Source organism: Egicoccus sp. AB-alg2 (genome assembly GCF_041821065.1).
Lineage (GTDB): Bacteria > Actinomycetota > Nitriliruptoria > Nitriliruptorales > Nitriliruptoraceae > Egicoccus.
The window spans coordinates 38,584-53,657 of sequence record NZ_JBGUAX010000004.1; the positions used below are offsets into that span (position 1 = coordinate 38,584).

Genomic DNA, 15,074 nt, shown 5'->3' on the forward strand with positions numbered 1-15,074 from the left:
GGGCGGTTGCCGCCGGTGCGGCGGCGCTCGCGGCGCGGGCCATCCGTGCTGGCCGGCCGGTGCCCCGTTCGTCTCCACCACGGCGGTGTACGACTACCGCGGTCCCGTGGCGGCCGCGGTGGTGACCGCGAAGCTCGGCGGTGCCCGGGCGGGCTGGCAGCCGCTGGCCACACAGCTCGCGGCGGCGGTCGCCGCGGCACCACCGGACGTGGACGCGGTGACGTGGGTGACGACCGCCGACCGGCGTCGGCGTGCCCGTGGCCTCGACCACGCGCGCGTGCTGGCCGAGACGGTCGCGTTCCGGCTGGGGCTGCCGGCGCTCGCCACTGTCGCGGCCGTCGACCGCGGACGCGCGCCGGACCGGTTCGTGGCCCGCCGCCGCCTGCCGGGGTCGAACCTGCTGCTCGTCGACGACGTGCTGACCACCGGGACGACCGCGGTGAGGGTCGCCGGGGTGCTCCAGGCCGCCGGTGCCGGGGCGCTGCACCTCGCCGTGCTGGCGCGTGCGGGCAGCCACCCGCTGGTCGGTGCGCCCGGGCCGGACGGCAGTGTGCGCGATGCCGCAGGTTGAGGTTCCGGACCCTCCATGGCTGCTAGCGTCGAGGGCACACGGCCGGGGACGTCGCTTCCCCGCCTTCGCCGACGGCCCCTGGCGTGGCACCGCGGCTTCACCGTCGCGGTGGCTCGACACCGCGCGCGGTGCGGCCCGACGGCCCGTCGCTCGTCGCACCCGGGTGGTGGAAACCCCGCACCCGCGGGTGCGACCAGATCGCCCACTCCGGGCGAGAAGAGCGAGGAGGAGCCGTGCGGATCACCGTCAAGGGCAAGAACCTCGATGTTCCCGAGCACGTGCGGGACGAAGCGATCGCGAAGCTGTCGCGCGTCCGGCGCCTGTTCGATCGGTTCATCGACATGGAGGTGGTGTTCTCCGAGGAGAACAACCCCCGCATCGAGGACCGGGTGCACTGCGAGGTGGTGCTCCACGCGAAGGGCAAGTACCTCCGGGCGTCCGCCGCGGCGCCCGATCCCCTGACGGCAATCGACCGGGTCGAGGCCAAGCTGTCCCGGCAGGTGCGCAAGCTCAAGACACAACTGGTCACTCGTCCACGTCGCCAGGCCGTGCCGCCCGAACTGGTCGGGGTGGCACCGATGGCGGCCGACGAGCCGCTGGAGGACGACGAGCTCGTCTGAGAGCTCGTCCGGGCGAACCGAGGTCGCGGCGGGCGGAGCGCCGCGACCTCTCACCACGCCCGGGTCACGACCGGCCGGACCACGGCCGGCCGGCGCACGCTGCCCCACGGGGGCACGTCCTGGCGTGCGCGATGCGACGAAGGGGCTAGACTCCTGCGAGTGCGTCTCCGGTGGCCTCGCGCGCATCGCGCCCCGGGGCGCGACGGTCCCCGCCCGGGGAACGGGTACGGCGAAGCGGAGAGGGCACCGTGGCCGACGACCGCATCCGAATCCTGATCGCCGACGACCACGAGCTGTTCCGTCGCGGCCTTCGCATGGTGCTCGAGGACGAGGACGACATCGAGGTCCTCGGTGAGGCCGGCGACGGCCAGGCCGCCGTCGAGCTCGCCCGCGAGCACGCCCCGGACGTCGTCGTGATGGACGTCCGCATGCCCGCGTTGTCGGGCATCGAGGCCGCCCGGCGGATCAAGGAAGAGGAGCCGGGCACCAAGATCCTCGTGCTGACGATCAGCGACGAGGAGGACGACCTCTACGAGGCCATCAAGGCCGGCGCCAACGGCTACCTGCTCAAGGAGATCTCGATCGACGAGATCGGCAACGCCGTGCGCTCCGTCCACGGCGGGCAGTCGCTGATCTCGCCGTCCATGGCCAGCAAGCTCCTCGACGAGTTCGCGGCCATGATCAAGAAGGACGAGGAGAAGGAGCAGGTCCCGGCCCCGCGGCTGACCCCGCGCGAGATGGAGGTGCTCCAGCACGTCGCGCAGGGCATGAACAACCGCGAGATCGCCAAGGCGCTGTTCATCTCGGAGAACACGGTCAAGAACCACGTGCGCAACATCCTGGAGAAGCTGCACCTGCACTCCCGGATGGAGGCCGTCGTCTACGCCGTGCGTGAGAAGCTGCTCGAGATCAAGTAGGGCTCACCGGCTGCTGCGGGGCGCCGCAGGGCAAGCGTGCCGCCTGCCCTCGTGCCGTACCATCGAGCGGTCCTCTCGTGGGCCGACGCCGGGCGCGTCGCGGGCGGGAGGATGTCGAGCGCCGGGGCGTCGCCGGTCCGGCCGCCGACCGGGCCGCCGCACGGGCGTCCCGACGAGCCGATGCCGTGACACAGAAGGCCATTCCGATGGTGATGGACAAGCTCCTCCGCATGGGGGAGGGCCGCAAGGCCAAGCAGACGCAGAAGATCGTCGACGAGGTCAACGCGCTGTCCGACGAGATCGCGGCCCTGTCCGACGCCGAACTGAAGGCCAAGACCGACGAGTTCAAGGCCCGGCTGGCGGACGGCGCGGAGGTCGAGGACCTTCTCGTCGAGGCGTTCGCGGTGGTCCGCGAAGCGGCATGGCGGGTGCTCAAGCAGCGACCCTACGACGTGCAGGTCTTCGGCGGCGTCGCCCTGCACAACGGCAACATCGCGGAGATGAAGACCGGTGAGGGCAAGACCCTGACCTCGACCATGCCGGTCTACCTCAACGCCCTCACCGGCAAGGGCGTGCACATCGTCACGGTCAACGAGTACCTCGCCAAGCGCGACGCGGAGTGGATGGGCCGCGTGCACAACTGGCTGGGGCTGACGGTCGGCGTCGTGCACTCCGGCCAGACCCGCGACGACAAGCGCGCCGCCTACGCCCGCGACATCACCTACGGCACCAACAACGAGTTCGGCTTCGACTACCTGCGCGACAACATGGCCTGGGACAAGCGTCTCCAGGTCCAGCGTGGCCACTACATGGCGCTGGTCGACGAGGTCGACTCGATCCTGGTCGACGAGGCCCGTACCCCGCTGATCATCTCCGGGCCAGCCGAGCAGTCCGCCGACCTCTACCAGGTGTTCGCACGCCGGGTCGCGCCCAACCTCGCCAAGGGTGAGGAAGGCGACCGGCCGGGTGAGGCGACCGGCGACTACGTCGTCGACGAGGCCAAGCGGACCGTCGCCGTCACCGAGGAGGGCGTGGCGAAGGTCGAGCAGCTGCTCGGCATCGACAACATGTACGAGTCGGTCAACACGCCGCTCATCCACCACCTGCAGAACGCGCTGAAGGCCAAGGAGCTGTTCAAGCGCGACCGCGAGTACATCGTCGTCGACGGCGAGGTCAAGATCGTCGACGAGAACACCGGTCGCGTCCTCGACGGACGGCGCTACTCCGAGGGCCTGCACCAGTCGATCGAGGCCAAGGAGGGCGTGAAGGTCAAGGAGGAGAACCAGACCCTCGCGACCATCACGCTGCAGAACTACTACCGCACCTACGACAAGCTGGCCGGCATGACCGGTACGGCGAAGACCGAAGAGGTCGAGTTCCTCGAGATCTACAAGCTCGGGGTCGTCGAGGTCCCGACCAACCGCCCGATCCAGCGCGACGACCGTGCGGACCTGATCTACAAGACCGAGAAGGCCAAGTTCGCCGCGGTCGCGGACGAGATCCAGGAGCGCCACGAGGCGGGCCAGCCGATCCTGATCGGCACCACCTCGGTGGAGAAGTCCGAGTACCTGTCGAACCTGCTGACCCGCATGGGCATCAAGCACGAGGTGCTCAACGCGAAGAACCACGCCCGTGAGGCCCACATCGTCGCCCAGGCCGGCCGCCTCGGCGCCGTCACCGTGTCGACCAACATGGCGGGTCGTGGTACGGACATCATCCTCGGCGGCAACCCCGAGGAGGTGGCGCGGACGGAGATCTCCCAGCTGCCCGAGGACGCCACGCTCGAGGAGCGCAACGCCGCCTATCTCGAGGCCATCGAACGTCTCGAGCCCGAGTTCCGGGTCGAGGGCGAGAAGGTCAAGGAACTCGGCGGGCTGTACGTCATCGGTACGGAGCGCCACGAGTCGCGGCGCATCGACAACCAGCTGCGCGGCCGCTCCGGCCGTCAGGGCGACCCGGGCACCAGCCGGTTCTTCCTGTCGCTCGAGGACGACCTGATGCGGCTGTTCAACGCCGCGGCCGTCGAGCGGATCATGACCCGCCTGAAGATCCCCGAGGACGTGCCGATCGAGCACAAGTGGGTCACCAAGGCGGTCGCCAACGCGCAGCGGCAGGTGGAGAGCCTCAACTTCGACCGGCGCAAGAACGTCCTCAAGTACGACGACGTCATGAACGAGCAGCGAAAGGTCGTCTACGGCCAGCGCCAGTCGCTGCTCGAGGGCGACGTCGAGGCGATCTCCGACCTCGCGCAGAAGTACGTCGAGGACACCGTCGAGGGGCTCGTCGAGGAGCACTGCCCGCCGGGCGTCTACCCCGAGGAGTGGGATCTCGACGGTCTCGCCGAGCGCCTGCAGATGGTCTACGACACGGCGTTCGACTTCGGGGCACTCGACCTGGAGAGCATCGACCGCGACCAGCTCGTCGAGGCGCTGATCGACGACGCCTTCGAGGCCTATGAGAAGCGCGAGCAGGAGGTCGGTGGCGAAGAGGTCATGCGCGAGATCGAGCGGCGCGTGATCCTCTCCGTCGTCGACCGCAAGTGGCGCGAGCACCTGTACGAGATGGATGCGCTGCGTGACGGGATCGGGCTGCGCGCCGTCGGGCAGCGCGACCCGCTGACGGAATACCAGCGTGAGGCGTACGACTCCTTCGTCGCCATGATGTCCGGCGTGAAGGAGGAGGCGACGACCTACTTCTTCCGCCTGCCGGTCAAGCAGGACGAGCCGGGCGAGGACGAGTCGGCGCCGGCCGGCGACGCCGCCGCGTCCGGGTCCGACGAGCCGGCCGCGGCGGCGGCGCCTGCCGCGACCGAGCGGGTGGAGAAGGCGATCCCGCTGGGGCAGCAGCGCGGTACGGGCGCCCGGCTGACCTACAGCGCAGGTGCCTCGGGAGGCTCGGCGAGCTATGCCGTGTCGGCCTCGTCCACGACCGCGGCGGTGCAGACGGACGCGTCGGGGCGGTCCGTCGAGCAGAAGAGCGACGGCAGCACGGTTCGTCGGGTCGCCGCCGGCGACACCTACCGCGCCGAGACGAAGGTGGGCCGCAACGACCCGTGCCCGTGCGGCAGCGGCAAGAAGTACAAGAAGTGCCACGGGGTCGACGACGCCTGAGTTCGCGACACCCCCACGGCGAGGCCCGGGCGCTCGGCCCGGGCCTCGTCCATGTCGTTTCAGGCGTCATCCTCCAGCACTTCGTCGAACGCGTCGCGGGGCCGCCAGCCCGGCGGTAGCGAGGCCGTCGTCAGCGGCGCCAGGCCGGACTCCGGCGCTGTCAGTTCCACGGCACGCCAGAGCCCGAGGTGCCGCTCGAGACGGACTGCGACCGCGGTCGTGCGCGTGGCGTGATGGATGGTCACCGCTGCCTCGCACACGTCGTCGGTCGGACAACAGGCGCGGACCTGGCCGACACGGGCGACCGTGCCGAGGTGCGCGACCGTTCCTGCGCCGTGCCCCCGGCCCGCGAGCTGGTCCGCGAGCCGGCCGTACACGGCCGGGGCCACCAGCGGCGCGAGCTGGCGCAGCGGGCGGCGGCCCGCACGCACCTCCAGCCAGGCCCGCACCAGCAGCGCGGCCAGCTGCCGTGGATCCGGCGCCGCCCGCCGCGGTGCGCGGCGAGGTCGACCACCTGGGCGACGGGAGGCACTCGACGTGGCACGGGTCGCCGCGGTCATGAGCCGGCCTCCCCGGCGGGCGCACCCGCCGTCTCGTCGTGGTCGTCCTGGTCTTCGCCGTCGGGTGGCGGCTCCGCCGGTTCCGCCTCCCCGGGGCGGGCCTCGGACAGCGGCAAGCCCGCCACCACGAAGTCATGGAGGTGACGGCGCAGCCACACCACCTGGTCGCCGTCCTCCGTGCGCACCGACGCCAGTACCGGCCACCCGTCGGTGCGCTGCAGGCCACGCAGTTCCGCCTGCGCGTACCCCGCGGCGGACAGGGCCCGCTCCGCGGCCGGCCAGTGCTCGCGGCCGAGCTCGTCCGTCGGCGTCGGCGTGCTCACCTCCGGGTCGCGGGTAGGCAACGGCCACGGCCGCCCCGCGGGGCGTGGCTCGTCGCGGGTCTCGTCGACGGGGACGGCGAGGCGATGGAGGCGAACCTCCGCGTCGTCGCCGGCGTGCAGCACGATCGCGGCGATCGTGACGACGGCGGCGCCGGGGGCGGGCCGCTCGAGGGCTTCGACGGTCAGGTGCTCGGCGTAGCCGTCGGCATGGGTCGGCGCGATCCCGTCGATCGCCAGCGACGGCCCGACGCCGGTGAACCATGCCCGCGCCACCGCCGTCGCGGTCGCCACCGTGGCGCCGTCGCCAGGACGGTCGTGCCAGCCGGCCTGCCATTCCACGGCAAGAAGTTCCTCGAGCGCCGGCTCCCCGACCGCGTCACCGTCGGCCGCGTCGGGATCGGACGCCGGCGACCCGGCCCCGCCGGGTGGTGCGACCGCGGTGGGGTCGGTACCGGCTCCGGTCTCGGGCGCCGTGGCGAGATCCGCTTCGTCAGTCGCCTCGGCCGCTGCGTCCCCGGCGGCGGGGCGGGGCGGGTCGGGGGCCCGCCCGTCGCCCGAGGCCCGGAAGACGAGTCCGGCGACCACGACCCAGGGGACGGCGGCGAGCAGCAGCAGGCGCCGCAGCCGCCGGTCGGGCCCGGGAGCGTCGTCGCTGGGCGCGTCCATCCAATCGGGCAACTCGTCGCGCATGGCAGCTCCTGTCGTGGCGACCGACGGGACGGGCGCGCCACGGGCGTGGGGGCGTCGACGCCGCCCGGCACGCCCGTCCGCATCGGTCGGTGGCCCAACATAGCCCTTCGTGCCATCTCATGCCATGAAAGTGCACGAAGGTTGTGGAAGGTGCGTAGCTGCGGCCGCCGCGGGGGCTCTCTGACGACGGCCCCTTCCGCGTCAGGTCGCCGCCGTCCTACGGTCACCCGGCCGGCGAGGCGTCGATCGCTGCGGGTTACGCTGGCGGGCCCCGCGACGAGGCGCGTCCACAGCGTGAGTGAGCTCCCGGTTCCCGACATCGGCGACGGTCGTCAGGCCGATGGCACGATCGCGCGCCGCGAACTGTCGGAGCGCGAGCGGCTCGAGCGGTTCGAGGCCGAGGTCCTGCCCCATCTCGACCGCCTCTACTCGGCGGCGCTGCGCTACACACGCAACCCGGCGGACGCCGAGGACCTCGTACAGGAGACGGTCGCCAAGGCGTTCCGCTCGTTCCACCAGTACCGGCCGGGTACGAACCTGAAGGCGTGGCTGTACCGGGTCCTGCACACGACCTACATCTCGATGTACCGCAAGGCCCAGCGCCGTCCCCAGGAGACGCTGCAGGAAGCGCTCGACGACTACTCCTTCTACGACGAGATCGCGCGCTCGGGCGGGCGATCGGCCGAGCGCGAGGTGCTGGAGTCCCTGACCGCGGACGAGGTGAAGCACGCCCTGGCGGAGCTTCCCGAGACCTTCCGGATGGCGGTCTACCTCGCCGATGTCGAGGGTTTCGCCTACAAGGACATCGCCGAGATCATGGACACGCCCGTGGGCACCGTGATGTCCCGGCTGCACCGCGGAAGGAAACAGCTGCAGAAGGCGTTGTCCGGCTATGCACGTTCCCGCGGCCTGATCGACGATGCGGAGGTGGATGCGTGAGCGCCGGCGACAACGCGGAGTGCGGCACGCAGTGTCAGGAGGCGCTCGCACAGCTCGAGCGCTACCTCGACGGCGAGCTCCCCAACACGACGCTCGACGAGATCAAGACCCATCTGGCCGCCTGCTATCCCTGCACCGACCGGGCGTCGTTCGAGGAACAGCTGCGCGCGATCGTGCGCCGCGACTGCGTGGACGCGCCACCGCCGTCGTTGCTCGTCCGGATCCGCGAGCACCTCGCCACCGTCCACATCGAGGGCTGATCCGACGCGCCGGCAGGCGTGGGGCGAGGTCACGGGAGGCGTCCGCGGTCGGCGGCGCGAGGGCTGTCCGGGATCGGCGGATGAACGCAGCTAACCTGCCGCGCCCGGTGTCGTCGGTGTCTGTCGAGGTCTGTCGTGTCGGATCGTCCGGTTCTTGTCACTGGCGCGGCCGGCTTCATCGGATCCAACCTCGTCGCCCGGCTGCTCGAGGACGGGCGACGCGTCGTCGGGGTCGACGATCTCTCCAGCGGTTCGCTCGCCAACCTCGCACCGGCACGTGAACGCCATGCCGGGCGGTTCGAGTTCGACCGCCTCGACATCCGCCAGGGCGGGCTCGAGCCGCTGCTCGAGCGTCTGCACCCGGAGGTGGTGTTCCACCTCGCGGCCCAGGTCGACGTTCGCCGCAGTGTCGAGGACCCGCAGCACGACGCGTCCGTGAACGTGCTCGGCACGCTGGCCGTGCTCGAGGCCGCGCGCAGGACCGGCGCCCGCAAGGTCGTCTATGCCTCGTCGATCGGCTCGTACGGCGAGCCGCGCGAGGAAGAGTTGCCCGTCGACGAGTCGTTCGACCGCCCCGCCCTGTCGCCCTACGGGGTCTCGAAGCGGGTGGCGATGGACTACCTCGCCACGTACGGCGAGCTGTACGACCTGGACTGGACCGCGCTGACCCTGGCCAACGTCTATGGCCCGCACCAGACCACCGCCGGCGAGGGCGGGGTGGTGGCGACCTTCGCCGGTCGCATGCTGGCAGGCCAGCCCTGCACCATCTACGGCGACGGCGAGCAGACCCGCGACTTCGTGTTCGTCGACGACGTCGTGCACGCCCTGGTGCTGGCGGCCGAGCGGGCGTCTCGGCAGCGGCTGCTCATCGGTACTTCCCAGCGCACGAGCGTGCTCCAGCTGTACCGGGCCCTGGCGGCGGCGACGGGCTATCCGCACGAGCCGGTGTTCGCGCCGGCCCGGGAGGGCGAGATCCGCCACAGCAGCGTCGACAGTCGTCTGGCCGCGCGTGAGCTCGGCTGGAAGCCGTGGACCACGTTGGAAGAGGGGCTCGCCGGCACCCTGGAGTGGGCATCCCGGCACACCGGGCGATCGAGCTGACAGGATTGCGCTGGGTCTCCGGGTACCGTTCGCGGCCAAATGGAGGGGCGAGTTGACGTACACCCGGGAGGTCGGTGAGCGGCTGCGGCGTGTCCGCCTGGACCGCGGGTTGTCCCTGCAGGACGTCGAACGGACGTCCAAGGGGCGCTGGAAGGCCGCCGTGGTCGGCTCGTACGAGCGCGGCGACCGCAACATCACCGCCACGAGGCTGCTGGAACTCGCCGAGTTCTACGGCGTCACGCCCGGTGACGTGTTGCCTGGCGAGTCCCCCGTCCGCCAGCCCGAGGAGGCGACGGGGATCGTGCTGGACCTGCAGCGCCTCGAGGAGTTGGGCGACCGGTGGCGGGCACTGCGCCGATACTGCGAGTCCATCCAGGTCCAGCGCGGCGACTTCAACCGGCGGGTGCTGTCGGTGCGAGGTGACGACCTGCGGGCCCTGGCCGTCATCCAGGACGTGACCCCCGACGACCTCCTCGAGGAACTGCGCGAGCTGGGCGTCCTCGAAGAGGGCTGACGCGGATCAGTTCGCCTCGCCGGCGACCTCCTGACAAAGGGCGGATTCGCTGATCGCCGGATCGGTGGCGTCGTCGCATGCCTCGGCGAGCCACACCTGTGGCTCCTCGCCCTGGAGCGCTTCGGGCTGCTCCTGGGCGGCGGCCGTGAACGAGGCGATGTCCTGGCAGGCGGTGATGGCGGCGTTCAGCGCGCCCTCGTCCGGGTTCTCCGCGGCGTCGGCGAACGCCTGCTCGCAGTCTTCGCCGGGCGCGGTCGGGTCCTGCTCCTCTTCCGCCGTGTCGTCGCCGCGCGGCGGTGGTGCGTCCGCGGCCTCGTCGGCGGGTTCCGGGCCACCGGAGCACGCGGTCACGAGCGCGGCTGCGGCGACGGTGACGAAGAGACGCTGAAGCTGCATGGGTCCCCCTCGGATCGGCGGTCGCAGTGCAGCGTGGCCGCATCACACGGCTGCGGGCGCCCAGGGGGCGCGGCCGAACGTCGGGGTCGCGGGTGGTGGAGGACCGTTCGGTCGGGTCAGCGCTCGGGGTCGTCGAGCGTGCGGTTGAGCGCGTCCAGCACGCTGCGCACGATCGCGTCGACGTCGACCTCGCGCACGAGGACGCAGCCGGTCAGCGACGCCTCGTAGCGTCCGGCCTTCAGCTCGATGAGGGTGATCGCAAGACGCCGCCCGAGCGCTTCGACGACATCGACGCCCTCGAGGTGCAGGTTCGTGCGCTCACCGAGCAGGCCGGACACGGCGTCGAGGGTGGCCTCGGCCGGCGCGCGGAAGCGCCCGGCCCCCGTCGACGCGCCCGTGCCGCTACCGAGAAGTTCGCGGTCGCCCAGACGCAGGACCACCTCGACGTGCAGGCTGCCGCCGGTGATGCTCGTGGCGACGCGCTCCAAGACCAGCCGGTCGACGCCGCCGCCGACAACTCGCGGCAACTCCTCGAGCTGGACGACGCTGATCACGCGATGGTCCGTGGAGACACCGAAGCGCGCCATCAGCAGGGTCTGGATGTCACGGACGGCCTGCTTCGGTTGCTTCTGCAGTGTCGTGAGCACGTGCAGTTCGTCGATCGGGCGCTCGTAGCCGGGCACGATCCTGGCGCCGACGATGCCGGGAACCGTGGCGATGGCATCCTCCACGGTCTGCCGCTGGGCCGGGCTGTGCAGGTCCATGCCCGTCGCCCGACTCGGCAGGTCGACCTCCGCCGTGAGATTTCGGTTGCCTTCGGTGTCAGCCGACTGATTCAACGCACGCTCCTCCACGAGGGTGCGGAGCGTAACGGGTGCACGGAGCGCGCGGAAGAACAACCGCTTCTGCGCCGGCCGGACGTGCCGATGGGTAGTGGTGATGATCCGTGGATCATCTGTAGTCACCACGTTTTTTCCGACTTGGACGCCAAATCCGCCGCAGCGTGGCATCATCTAGGACGAACTGCCGCCAGGGGCTGGGTCGGGGATGGTGGTCCTACGGCCATGACAACTGAAGAGCGAGCGGTGCGCGGAGGGGGCCAGTAGGCGAACCTCGCCACACACAAGCGTCCGCTGAACCGCCAGGTTCAGCGATAAGTCGTTGCATCTTTCACCGCCGAGAGGCGGCATCGAGCGGAGCGGAACCCAGCAGGAGCCAACTAGCGGAGGCTCGTGATCGGGATCTACCTCGATGGAGGTGCACCATGTCGAAGAGGCTTCTCGTCGCCATGGCCAGCCTGGCAGCCCTCGTGCTGTCGGCTGGTGCCAACGCCAGCTGGGTCCGCTGACCTCCTGGTCCCCTCCGCACACCGCTCGCTCTCCATCGAAGGGGTACCTGCGTCGTGACGGGGCAGACGCGCCTCAACGCCTATGTCGCCGGGCTGGCAGTCGCCGCTCTGGCAGCATTGGCCTGGGCGGTCCCGCTCGTCAGCTGGCAGGCTGCGTTGGCGGCCGCCCTCGCAGTGTTCGTGAGCGAGGCCTTCGCCTCCCATTTTCGTGAGGACGTCGACGTCTCCTTGACCAATGTCGTCGTGCTCGTGCTGGTGATGATCGGCGGCACGCCTCTGGCAGTCGTGTCAGCCCTCGGGTCGCTTCCGATCTTCGCGATTCGTGTCACCCAACAGCGGGCCATCCGGATCCCGTTCAACGTGGCGCAGTTCGCCGTGACCGCCACCGTCAGCGGGTTCGCCTTCGAGACGATGCACCAGCTGTTCGATGCAACGTTCGTCGATTGGACATTCCTGGCGGCCGTCCTGATGGCGTCGGTGAGCCACAGCGTCACCAATCACGCCTTCGTGGCAGGAGCCGTGCACTTCTCGAGTTCCGAACACTTCATGGCGGTGTTCCGGTCGGTCGGCCCCTCGATGTTGTTGCAGGTGCCTTACGTCGGTATCGCCGTGCTGGCCGTGGTGATCCTGGAGGCCGCCTCGCCTTGGGCACTCCTGCTCATGGCCGTCCCGACCCTTATCGCGCGGCATGGGCTCTTGGCCTTCCAGCGCCTCGACGAGTCCTACGACCGTTTGGTGCGCGGATTCGTGAAGGCCATCGAGATCAAGGATCTCTACACGCGCGGGCATTCCGAACGCGTCGCAGAGCTCTCGGTCCACGTGGCCGAGGAACTCGGTGTGCCCTACGACCAGCGGCGTCTGACGCGCTACGCCGCGTTGCTGCACGACGTCGGCAAGATCGGCGTGCCGCTGTGCATCATCAACAAGCCGGGCCCGCTCGACGAGCAGGAGTTCGGGGCGATGAAGCAGCACCCGAGCATCGGCGCCGAGATCCTCCACGACATCGATTTCCTCGCGCCGGCCATAGACATCGTCCGGTTCCACCATGAGCGACTCGACGGCCGTGGCTACCCCCACGGCATCGGCGCCGACGACCTCTCCGACATCGTGCGGATCGTGACGGTGGTCGACGCGTTCGACGCCATGACGTCGACGCGCTCGTACCGCCGGGCCCTGACGGTCGACACGGCCATCGCCGAACTGCGGCGCTGTGGCGGGACACAGTTCGACCCGCGCATGGTGGAAGCCCTCGCGCGGGTGGTCGAGCGCATCGGCTGGGAGCCGACGGTCGAGTTCGCGAGTGCCGAGCACCTGCATGGGCACAGCATCCCGGTTGGCACGGCGCAGGAACGGCTCGATGCGGATCCGGCGACGGAGGGTCAGCCATGAGGACCCAGGACCGTCTGGGTTTCGCGCTGCTCGCGACCATGGGCGCCGCCGGTCTCGGCGGCCTCTGGTGGATGCTGCCGCCCGAATCGACGACTGCCACGGGTGCGCTGACGGTGCTGCTGTTCGCCGTTGCCGCTGGTATCGCGGAGCTTCGACCGATGCGGCATCGTCGAGGCGAGCCCGTGCCCGCCGCCGTGGCCGTCATCGGGGCCGCGGCAACCCTTGGCATGTCGCCGGTGGCGGTGGCCAGCATCGCCGGATTGAGCTGGGTGACGGCGCGGTTGATCGACCGCGACCTTCGCCAGCCGCTGGGGCTGCCCAGTCGAATCCTCGCGGGGTGGGCGTTGAGCGGCATCTCGGCGCTCGGCGCCGCTGTGATGCCGGGGAGGTTCGTCGGGCACGTCTCGAACGGTCTGCTCGCGGCGGAATTGTCCCTCGGCTCGGCGGCGCTGGTCGCGTTCAGCATCATCGTCGCGATTCCGGCCGTGGGCGCCATCGCAGACCTCGAGGGCCGTTGGAGGTACGCCGGCCGTCGCATGCGGGAAGCCATCGCGGCCACCTGGCTCATCAGCCTCGCGGTCGCCTCTACGGCAATCCTGGGGGCGCTGGTGCATCCGGTGCTGCGGCACTGGACCCTGCCGACGATGCTGATCCCGCTGCTCGCCGCCCGCATCGGCCTGGATCGCTACGCGGTGGCCTCGCGGGCGTACGACCAGACCATCCGCGCCATGTCGCGGCTCCCGGAGCAGCTCGACAGCGTCGACCGCGACCACGGGGTCCGGGTCGCACAGCTGGCCCACGACGTCGGTCTGGAGCTGGGCCTCGACGCCGGCACGCTGGCCGACCTGGAGCACGCCGCCCACCTGCACGAGCTCGGGCGCGTGGCGATCGAACGTGACGACACGCCCGTCGACGGCCGTCGTGACCTGGCCCGCGCCGGCGCGTCGGTCATCGCCGAAGCCACGTCGTCACTCGACCGGGTGGCGCGCATCGTGGCCGCCCATGGCGAGCCGGCCCAGCCCCACGACGACGACGTCCGCGTGCCGGCGCGCATCGTCGCCGCCTGCTGCGAGGTGGACCGCTACGCCCCCAATCCGGCACAGGCCGGCCAGCGTGACGAGTTGCTCGTGCGGCTCGTCCGCGAGATCGGTGACCTCGAGGTGGTCGCCGCCCTGGCGCGTGCCCTGGACGGCCGGCGCGTCCCGAGCTGACCAGGATCCGGATCCGGCCTGCGCGCCGCTCCCCACCCTGAGCGCGATTGATCCCGGATCAGTGCTGCTCGCGCGACTCCGCAGGTGCCGTCTCCTCGTCCCTGGCCCGCGGCCAGGTCATCAACGCGTGCGTGAGCGGGAGCAGGCCGAGGGCCAACACGATGTCGCCGACGGAGATGATCGACCGGATCGGCGGGACCGGGATGATGTCGGCCAACCACGGCAGCCGCGTGGCGTCGTCGAGCAGCATGTGCTTGCCGGGCGGGACCACGGCCCCGTCGATGCCCAGCGCGGCGACCGCCTCGGGCGACACCGGCATCGCGCCGTTGGCGGCCATCACGACCGCGTTCATCGCCAGCCCCGCGGCCACGAGCACCAGGCCGGGCAGGTGCCGGTTGAGGACCACCCAACCGACGACCAGCAGTTGGCTCGCCAGCAGCAGTGCGTACGTCGACCCCGCGCCGGGCGTCAGCGCGCCGCGGCCAGCCGCGAGATCGACCACGACCTGCAGCCCCACCCCCGCGGCCAACAGCCAACCGTGGTGCAGCGGTGCCTCGGCGACGTTGCCCAGACGCCCGCCACGCACGTAGGACACGGCGACGGCCACCAGGACGACCAGCAGGACGAACGGCAACGGCGGCGCTTTCGGCGAAGACGGGGCATGGTGCCACGTACGGGCATCGGCCGGGCGGGTATCGCGCGGCTACGCTGCTTCCCATGAACGATTCCTCGAAGCGTGGATCGCGGGGCGGCGACCGTGGTGGCCGGCGCGGCGGCGGCAGTGGCGGCGCTGGCGGCGGTGGTGGTGGCACCGGCCGCGACCAGTCGCGCCGGCAGCCGGCCTCCGGGGCCCGCCGCGGCGGCCGTCCCGAGCGGCCGGAGAACGAGACCGTCGCCCAGCTGGCCGGCCCGCTGGAGCGGGTCCTGAAGCGCCTGCCGGAGACCCAGCGGCGGGTGCTGGAGCTGCGGATGGGGCTGACCGATGGCCACCCGCACGACCTGGCCGACACGGCCCGGGAACTCGGCCTGTCGATGAGCGAGGCGCGCGAGATCGAGAAGCGGGCCTTCGAGCACATCCGCGAAGCCGTACCGCTGCAGCAGCTGCAGCGTTTCCTGTCGAAGTAG

General features: G+C 71.0%; 16 protein-coding genes. 11 read left to right on the forward strand and 5 right to left on the reverse strand.

Annotated elements, in window-relative coordinates:
- The first annotated feature begins 85 nt into the window (after positions 1-85).
- The 4 genes from ACERM0_RS07735 to secA all read left to right on the forward strand — a co-directional run bounded on the left by ACERM0_RS07735 (position 86) and on the right by secA (position 5,218).
- A complete protein-coding gene (locus ACERM0_RS07735) occupies positions 86-571 on the forward strand; it encodes a phosphoribosyltransferase family protein (protein ID WP_373677998.1) in 486 nt (161 codons plus the stop codon).
- Between the two features lie 233 nt (positions 572-804).
- A complete protein-coding gene (gene hpf, locus ACERM0_RS07740; protein WP_373677999.1) occupies positions 805-1,191 on the forward strand; it encodes a ribosome hibernation-promoting factor, HPF/YfiA family in 387 nt (128 codons plus the stop codon).
- Between the two features lie 248 nt (positions 1,192-1,439).
- On the forward strand, positions 1,440-2,108 hold the full coding sequence (locus ACERM0_RS07745; protein ID WP_373678000.1) for a response regulator: 669 nt from the start codon (positions 1,440-1,442) through the stop codon (positions 2,106-2,108).
- A gap of 200 nt (positions 2,109-2,308) precedes the next feature.
- Entirely contained in the window at positions 2,309-5,218 is a 2,910-nt protein-coding gene (gene secA / locus ACERM0_RS07750; RefSeq protein WP_373678421.1) for a preprotein translocase subunit SecA, read from the forward strand.
- A gap of 59 nt (positions 5,219-5,277) precedes the next feature.
- On the opposite strand, the gene ACERM0_RS07755 is transcribed toward secA, so the two are convergent.
- Together ACERM0_RS07755 and ACERM0_RS07760 are read right to left on the reverse strand one after the other, a co-directional pair.
- Positions 5,278-5,778 carry an Rv3235 family protein gene (locus ACERM0_RS07755; RefSeq protein ID WP_373678001.1) on the reverse strand — a complete coding sequence of 167 codons (501 nt, stop codon included), beginning with the start codon at positions 5,776-5,778 and terminating at the stop codon, positions 5,278-5,280.
- A complete protein-coding gene (locus ACERM0_RS07760; protein ID WP_373678002.1) occupies positions 5,775-6,791 on the reverse strand; it encodes a hypothetical protein in 1,017 nt (338 codons plus the stop codon). The genes ACERM0_RS07755 and ACERM0_RS07760 overlap by 4 nt, the downstream gene beginning before the upstream one ends.
- Before the next feature lie 294 nt (positions 6,792-7,085).
- Here ACERM0_RS07760 and ACERM0_RS07765 point away from each other — a divergent pair, with 294 nt between their 5' ends.
- The 4 genes from ACERM0_RS07765 (at position 7,086) to ACERM0_RS07780 (ending at position 9,605) form a co-directional block, all read left to right on the forward strand.
- A complete protein-coding gene (locus tag ACERM0_RS07765; RefSeq protein ID WP_373678003.1) occupies positions 7,086-7,730 on the forward strand; it encodes a sigma-70 family RNA polymerase sigma factor in 645 nt (214 codons plus the stop codon).
- The gene (rsrA, locus tag ACERM0_RS07770) at positions 7,727-7,990 is read left to right on the forward strand and encodes a mycothiol system anti-sigma-R factor (RefSeq protein ID WP_373678004.1); all 264 of its coding nucleotides are present in this window, start codon (positions 7,727-7,729) and stop codon (positions 7,988-7,990) included. The genes ACERM0_RS07765 and rsrA overlap by 4 nt, the downstream gene beginning before the upstream one ends.
- A 135-nt stretch (positions 7,991-8,125) precedes the next feature.
- Entirely contained in the window at positions 8,126-9,091 is a 966-nt protein-coding gene (locus ACERM0_RS07775; RefSeq protein ID WP_373678005.1) for an NAD-dependent epimerase/dehydratase family protein, read from the forward strand.
- Between the two features lie 52 nt (positions 9,092-9,143).
- Positions 9,144-9,605, forward strand: coding sequence for a transcriptional regulator (locus ACERM0_RS07780; protein ID WP_373678006.1), 462 nt, complete (start codon positions 9,144-9,146; stop codon positions 9,603-9,605).
- Positions 9,606-9,611: 6 nt separating this feature from the next.
- Here the strand turns inward: ACERM0_RS07780 and ACERM0_RS07785 are convergent, their stop codons facing one another.
- Both ACERM0_RS07785 and ACERM0_RS07790 read right to left on the reverse strand, forming a co-directional pair.
- The gene (locus ACERM0_RS07785; protein ID WP_373678007.1) at positions 9,612-10,001 is read right to left on the reverse strand and encodes a hypothetical protein; all 390 of its coding nucleotides are present in this window, start codon (positions 9,999-10,001) and stop codon (positions 9,612-9,614) included.
- Between the two features lie 116 nt (positions 10,002-10,117).
- Entirely contained in the window at positions 10,118-10,840 is a 723-nt protein-coding gene (locus ACERM0_RS07790; RefSeq protein WP_373678008.1) for a hypothetical protein, read from the reverse strand.
- A 563-nt stretch (positions 10,841-11,403) separates the two neighbouring features.
- Between ACERM0_RS07790 and ACERM0_RS07795 the strand changes: the two genes are divergently transcribed.
- A complete protein-coding gene (locus ACERM0_RS07795; protein ID WP_373678009.1) occupies positions 11,404-12,738 on the forward strand; it encodes an HD-GYP domain-containing protein in 1,335 nt (444 codons plus the stop codon).
- Complete coding sequence (locus ACERM0_RS07800; RefSeq protein WP_373678010.1) at positions 12,735-13,949, forward strand: hypothetical protein; 1,215 nt, start codon at positions 12,735-12,737, stop codon at positions 13,947-13,949. The genes ACERM0_RS07795 and ACERM0_RS07800 overlap by 4 nt, the downstream gene beginning before the upstream one ends.
- A gap of 58 nt (positions 13,950-14,007) precedes the next feature.
- Here ACERM0_RS07800 and ACERM0_RS07805 read toward each other — a convergent pair whose 3' ends face one another.
- Positions 14,008-14,583 (reverse strand): DUF5317 domain-containing protein, encoded by a 576-nt coding sequence (locus ACERM0_RS07805; RefSeq protein WP_373678011.1) that lies wholly within the window; start codon positions 14,581-14,583, stop codon positions 14,008-14,010.
- Positions 14,584-14,666: 83 nt separating this feature from the next.
- Between ACERM0_RS07805 and ACERM0_RS07810 the strand changes: the two genes are divergently transcribed.
- Positions 14,667-15,074: a sigma factor-like helix-turn-helix DNA-binding protein gene (locus ACERM0_RS07810; protein ID WP_373678012.1), complete on the forward strand. Its 408-nt coding sequence runs from the start codon at positions 14,667-14,669 to the stop codon at positions 15,072-15,074.

Excerpts from the sequence above, each read along its gene's own strand:
- ACERM0_RS07760 (WP_373678002.1), bottom strand. The coding sequence starts at position 6,791 with ATGCGCGACGAGTTGCCCGATTGGATGGACGCGCCCAGCGACGACGCT.
- ACERM0_RS07800 (WP_373678010.1), top strand. The coding sequence starts at position 12,735 with ATGAGGACCCAGGACCGTCTGGGTTTCGCGCTGCTCGCGACCATGGGC.
- ACERM0_RS07785 (WP_373678007.1), bottom strand. The coding sequence starts at position 10,001 with ATGCAGCTTCAGCGTCTCTTCGTCACCGTCGCCGCAGCCGCGCTCGTG.
- ACERM0_RS07755 (WP_373678001.1), bottom strand. The coding sequence starts at position 5,778 with ATGACCGCGGCGACCCGTGCCACGTCGAGTGCCTCCCGTCGCCCAGGT.
- ACERM0_RS07810 (WP_373678012.1), top strand. The coding sequence starts at position 14,667 with ATGAACGATTCCTCGAAGCGTGGATCGCGGGGCGGCGACCGTGGTGGC.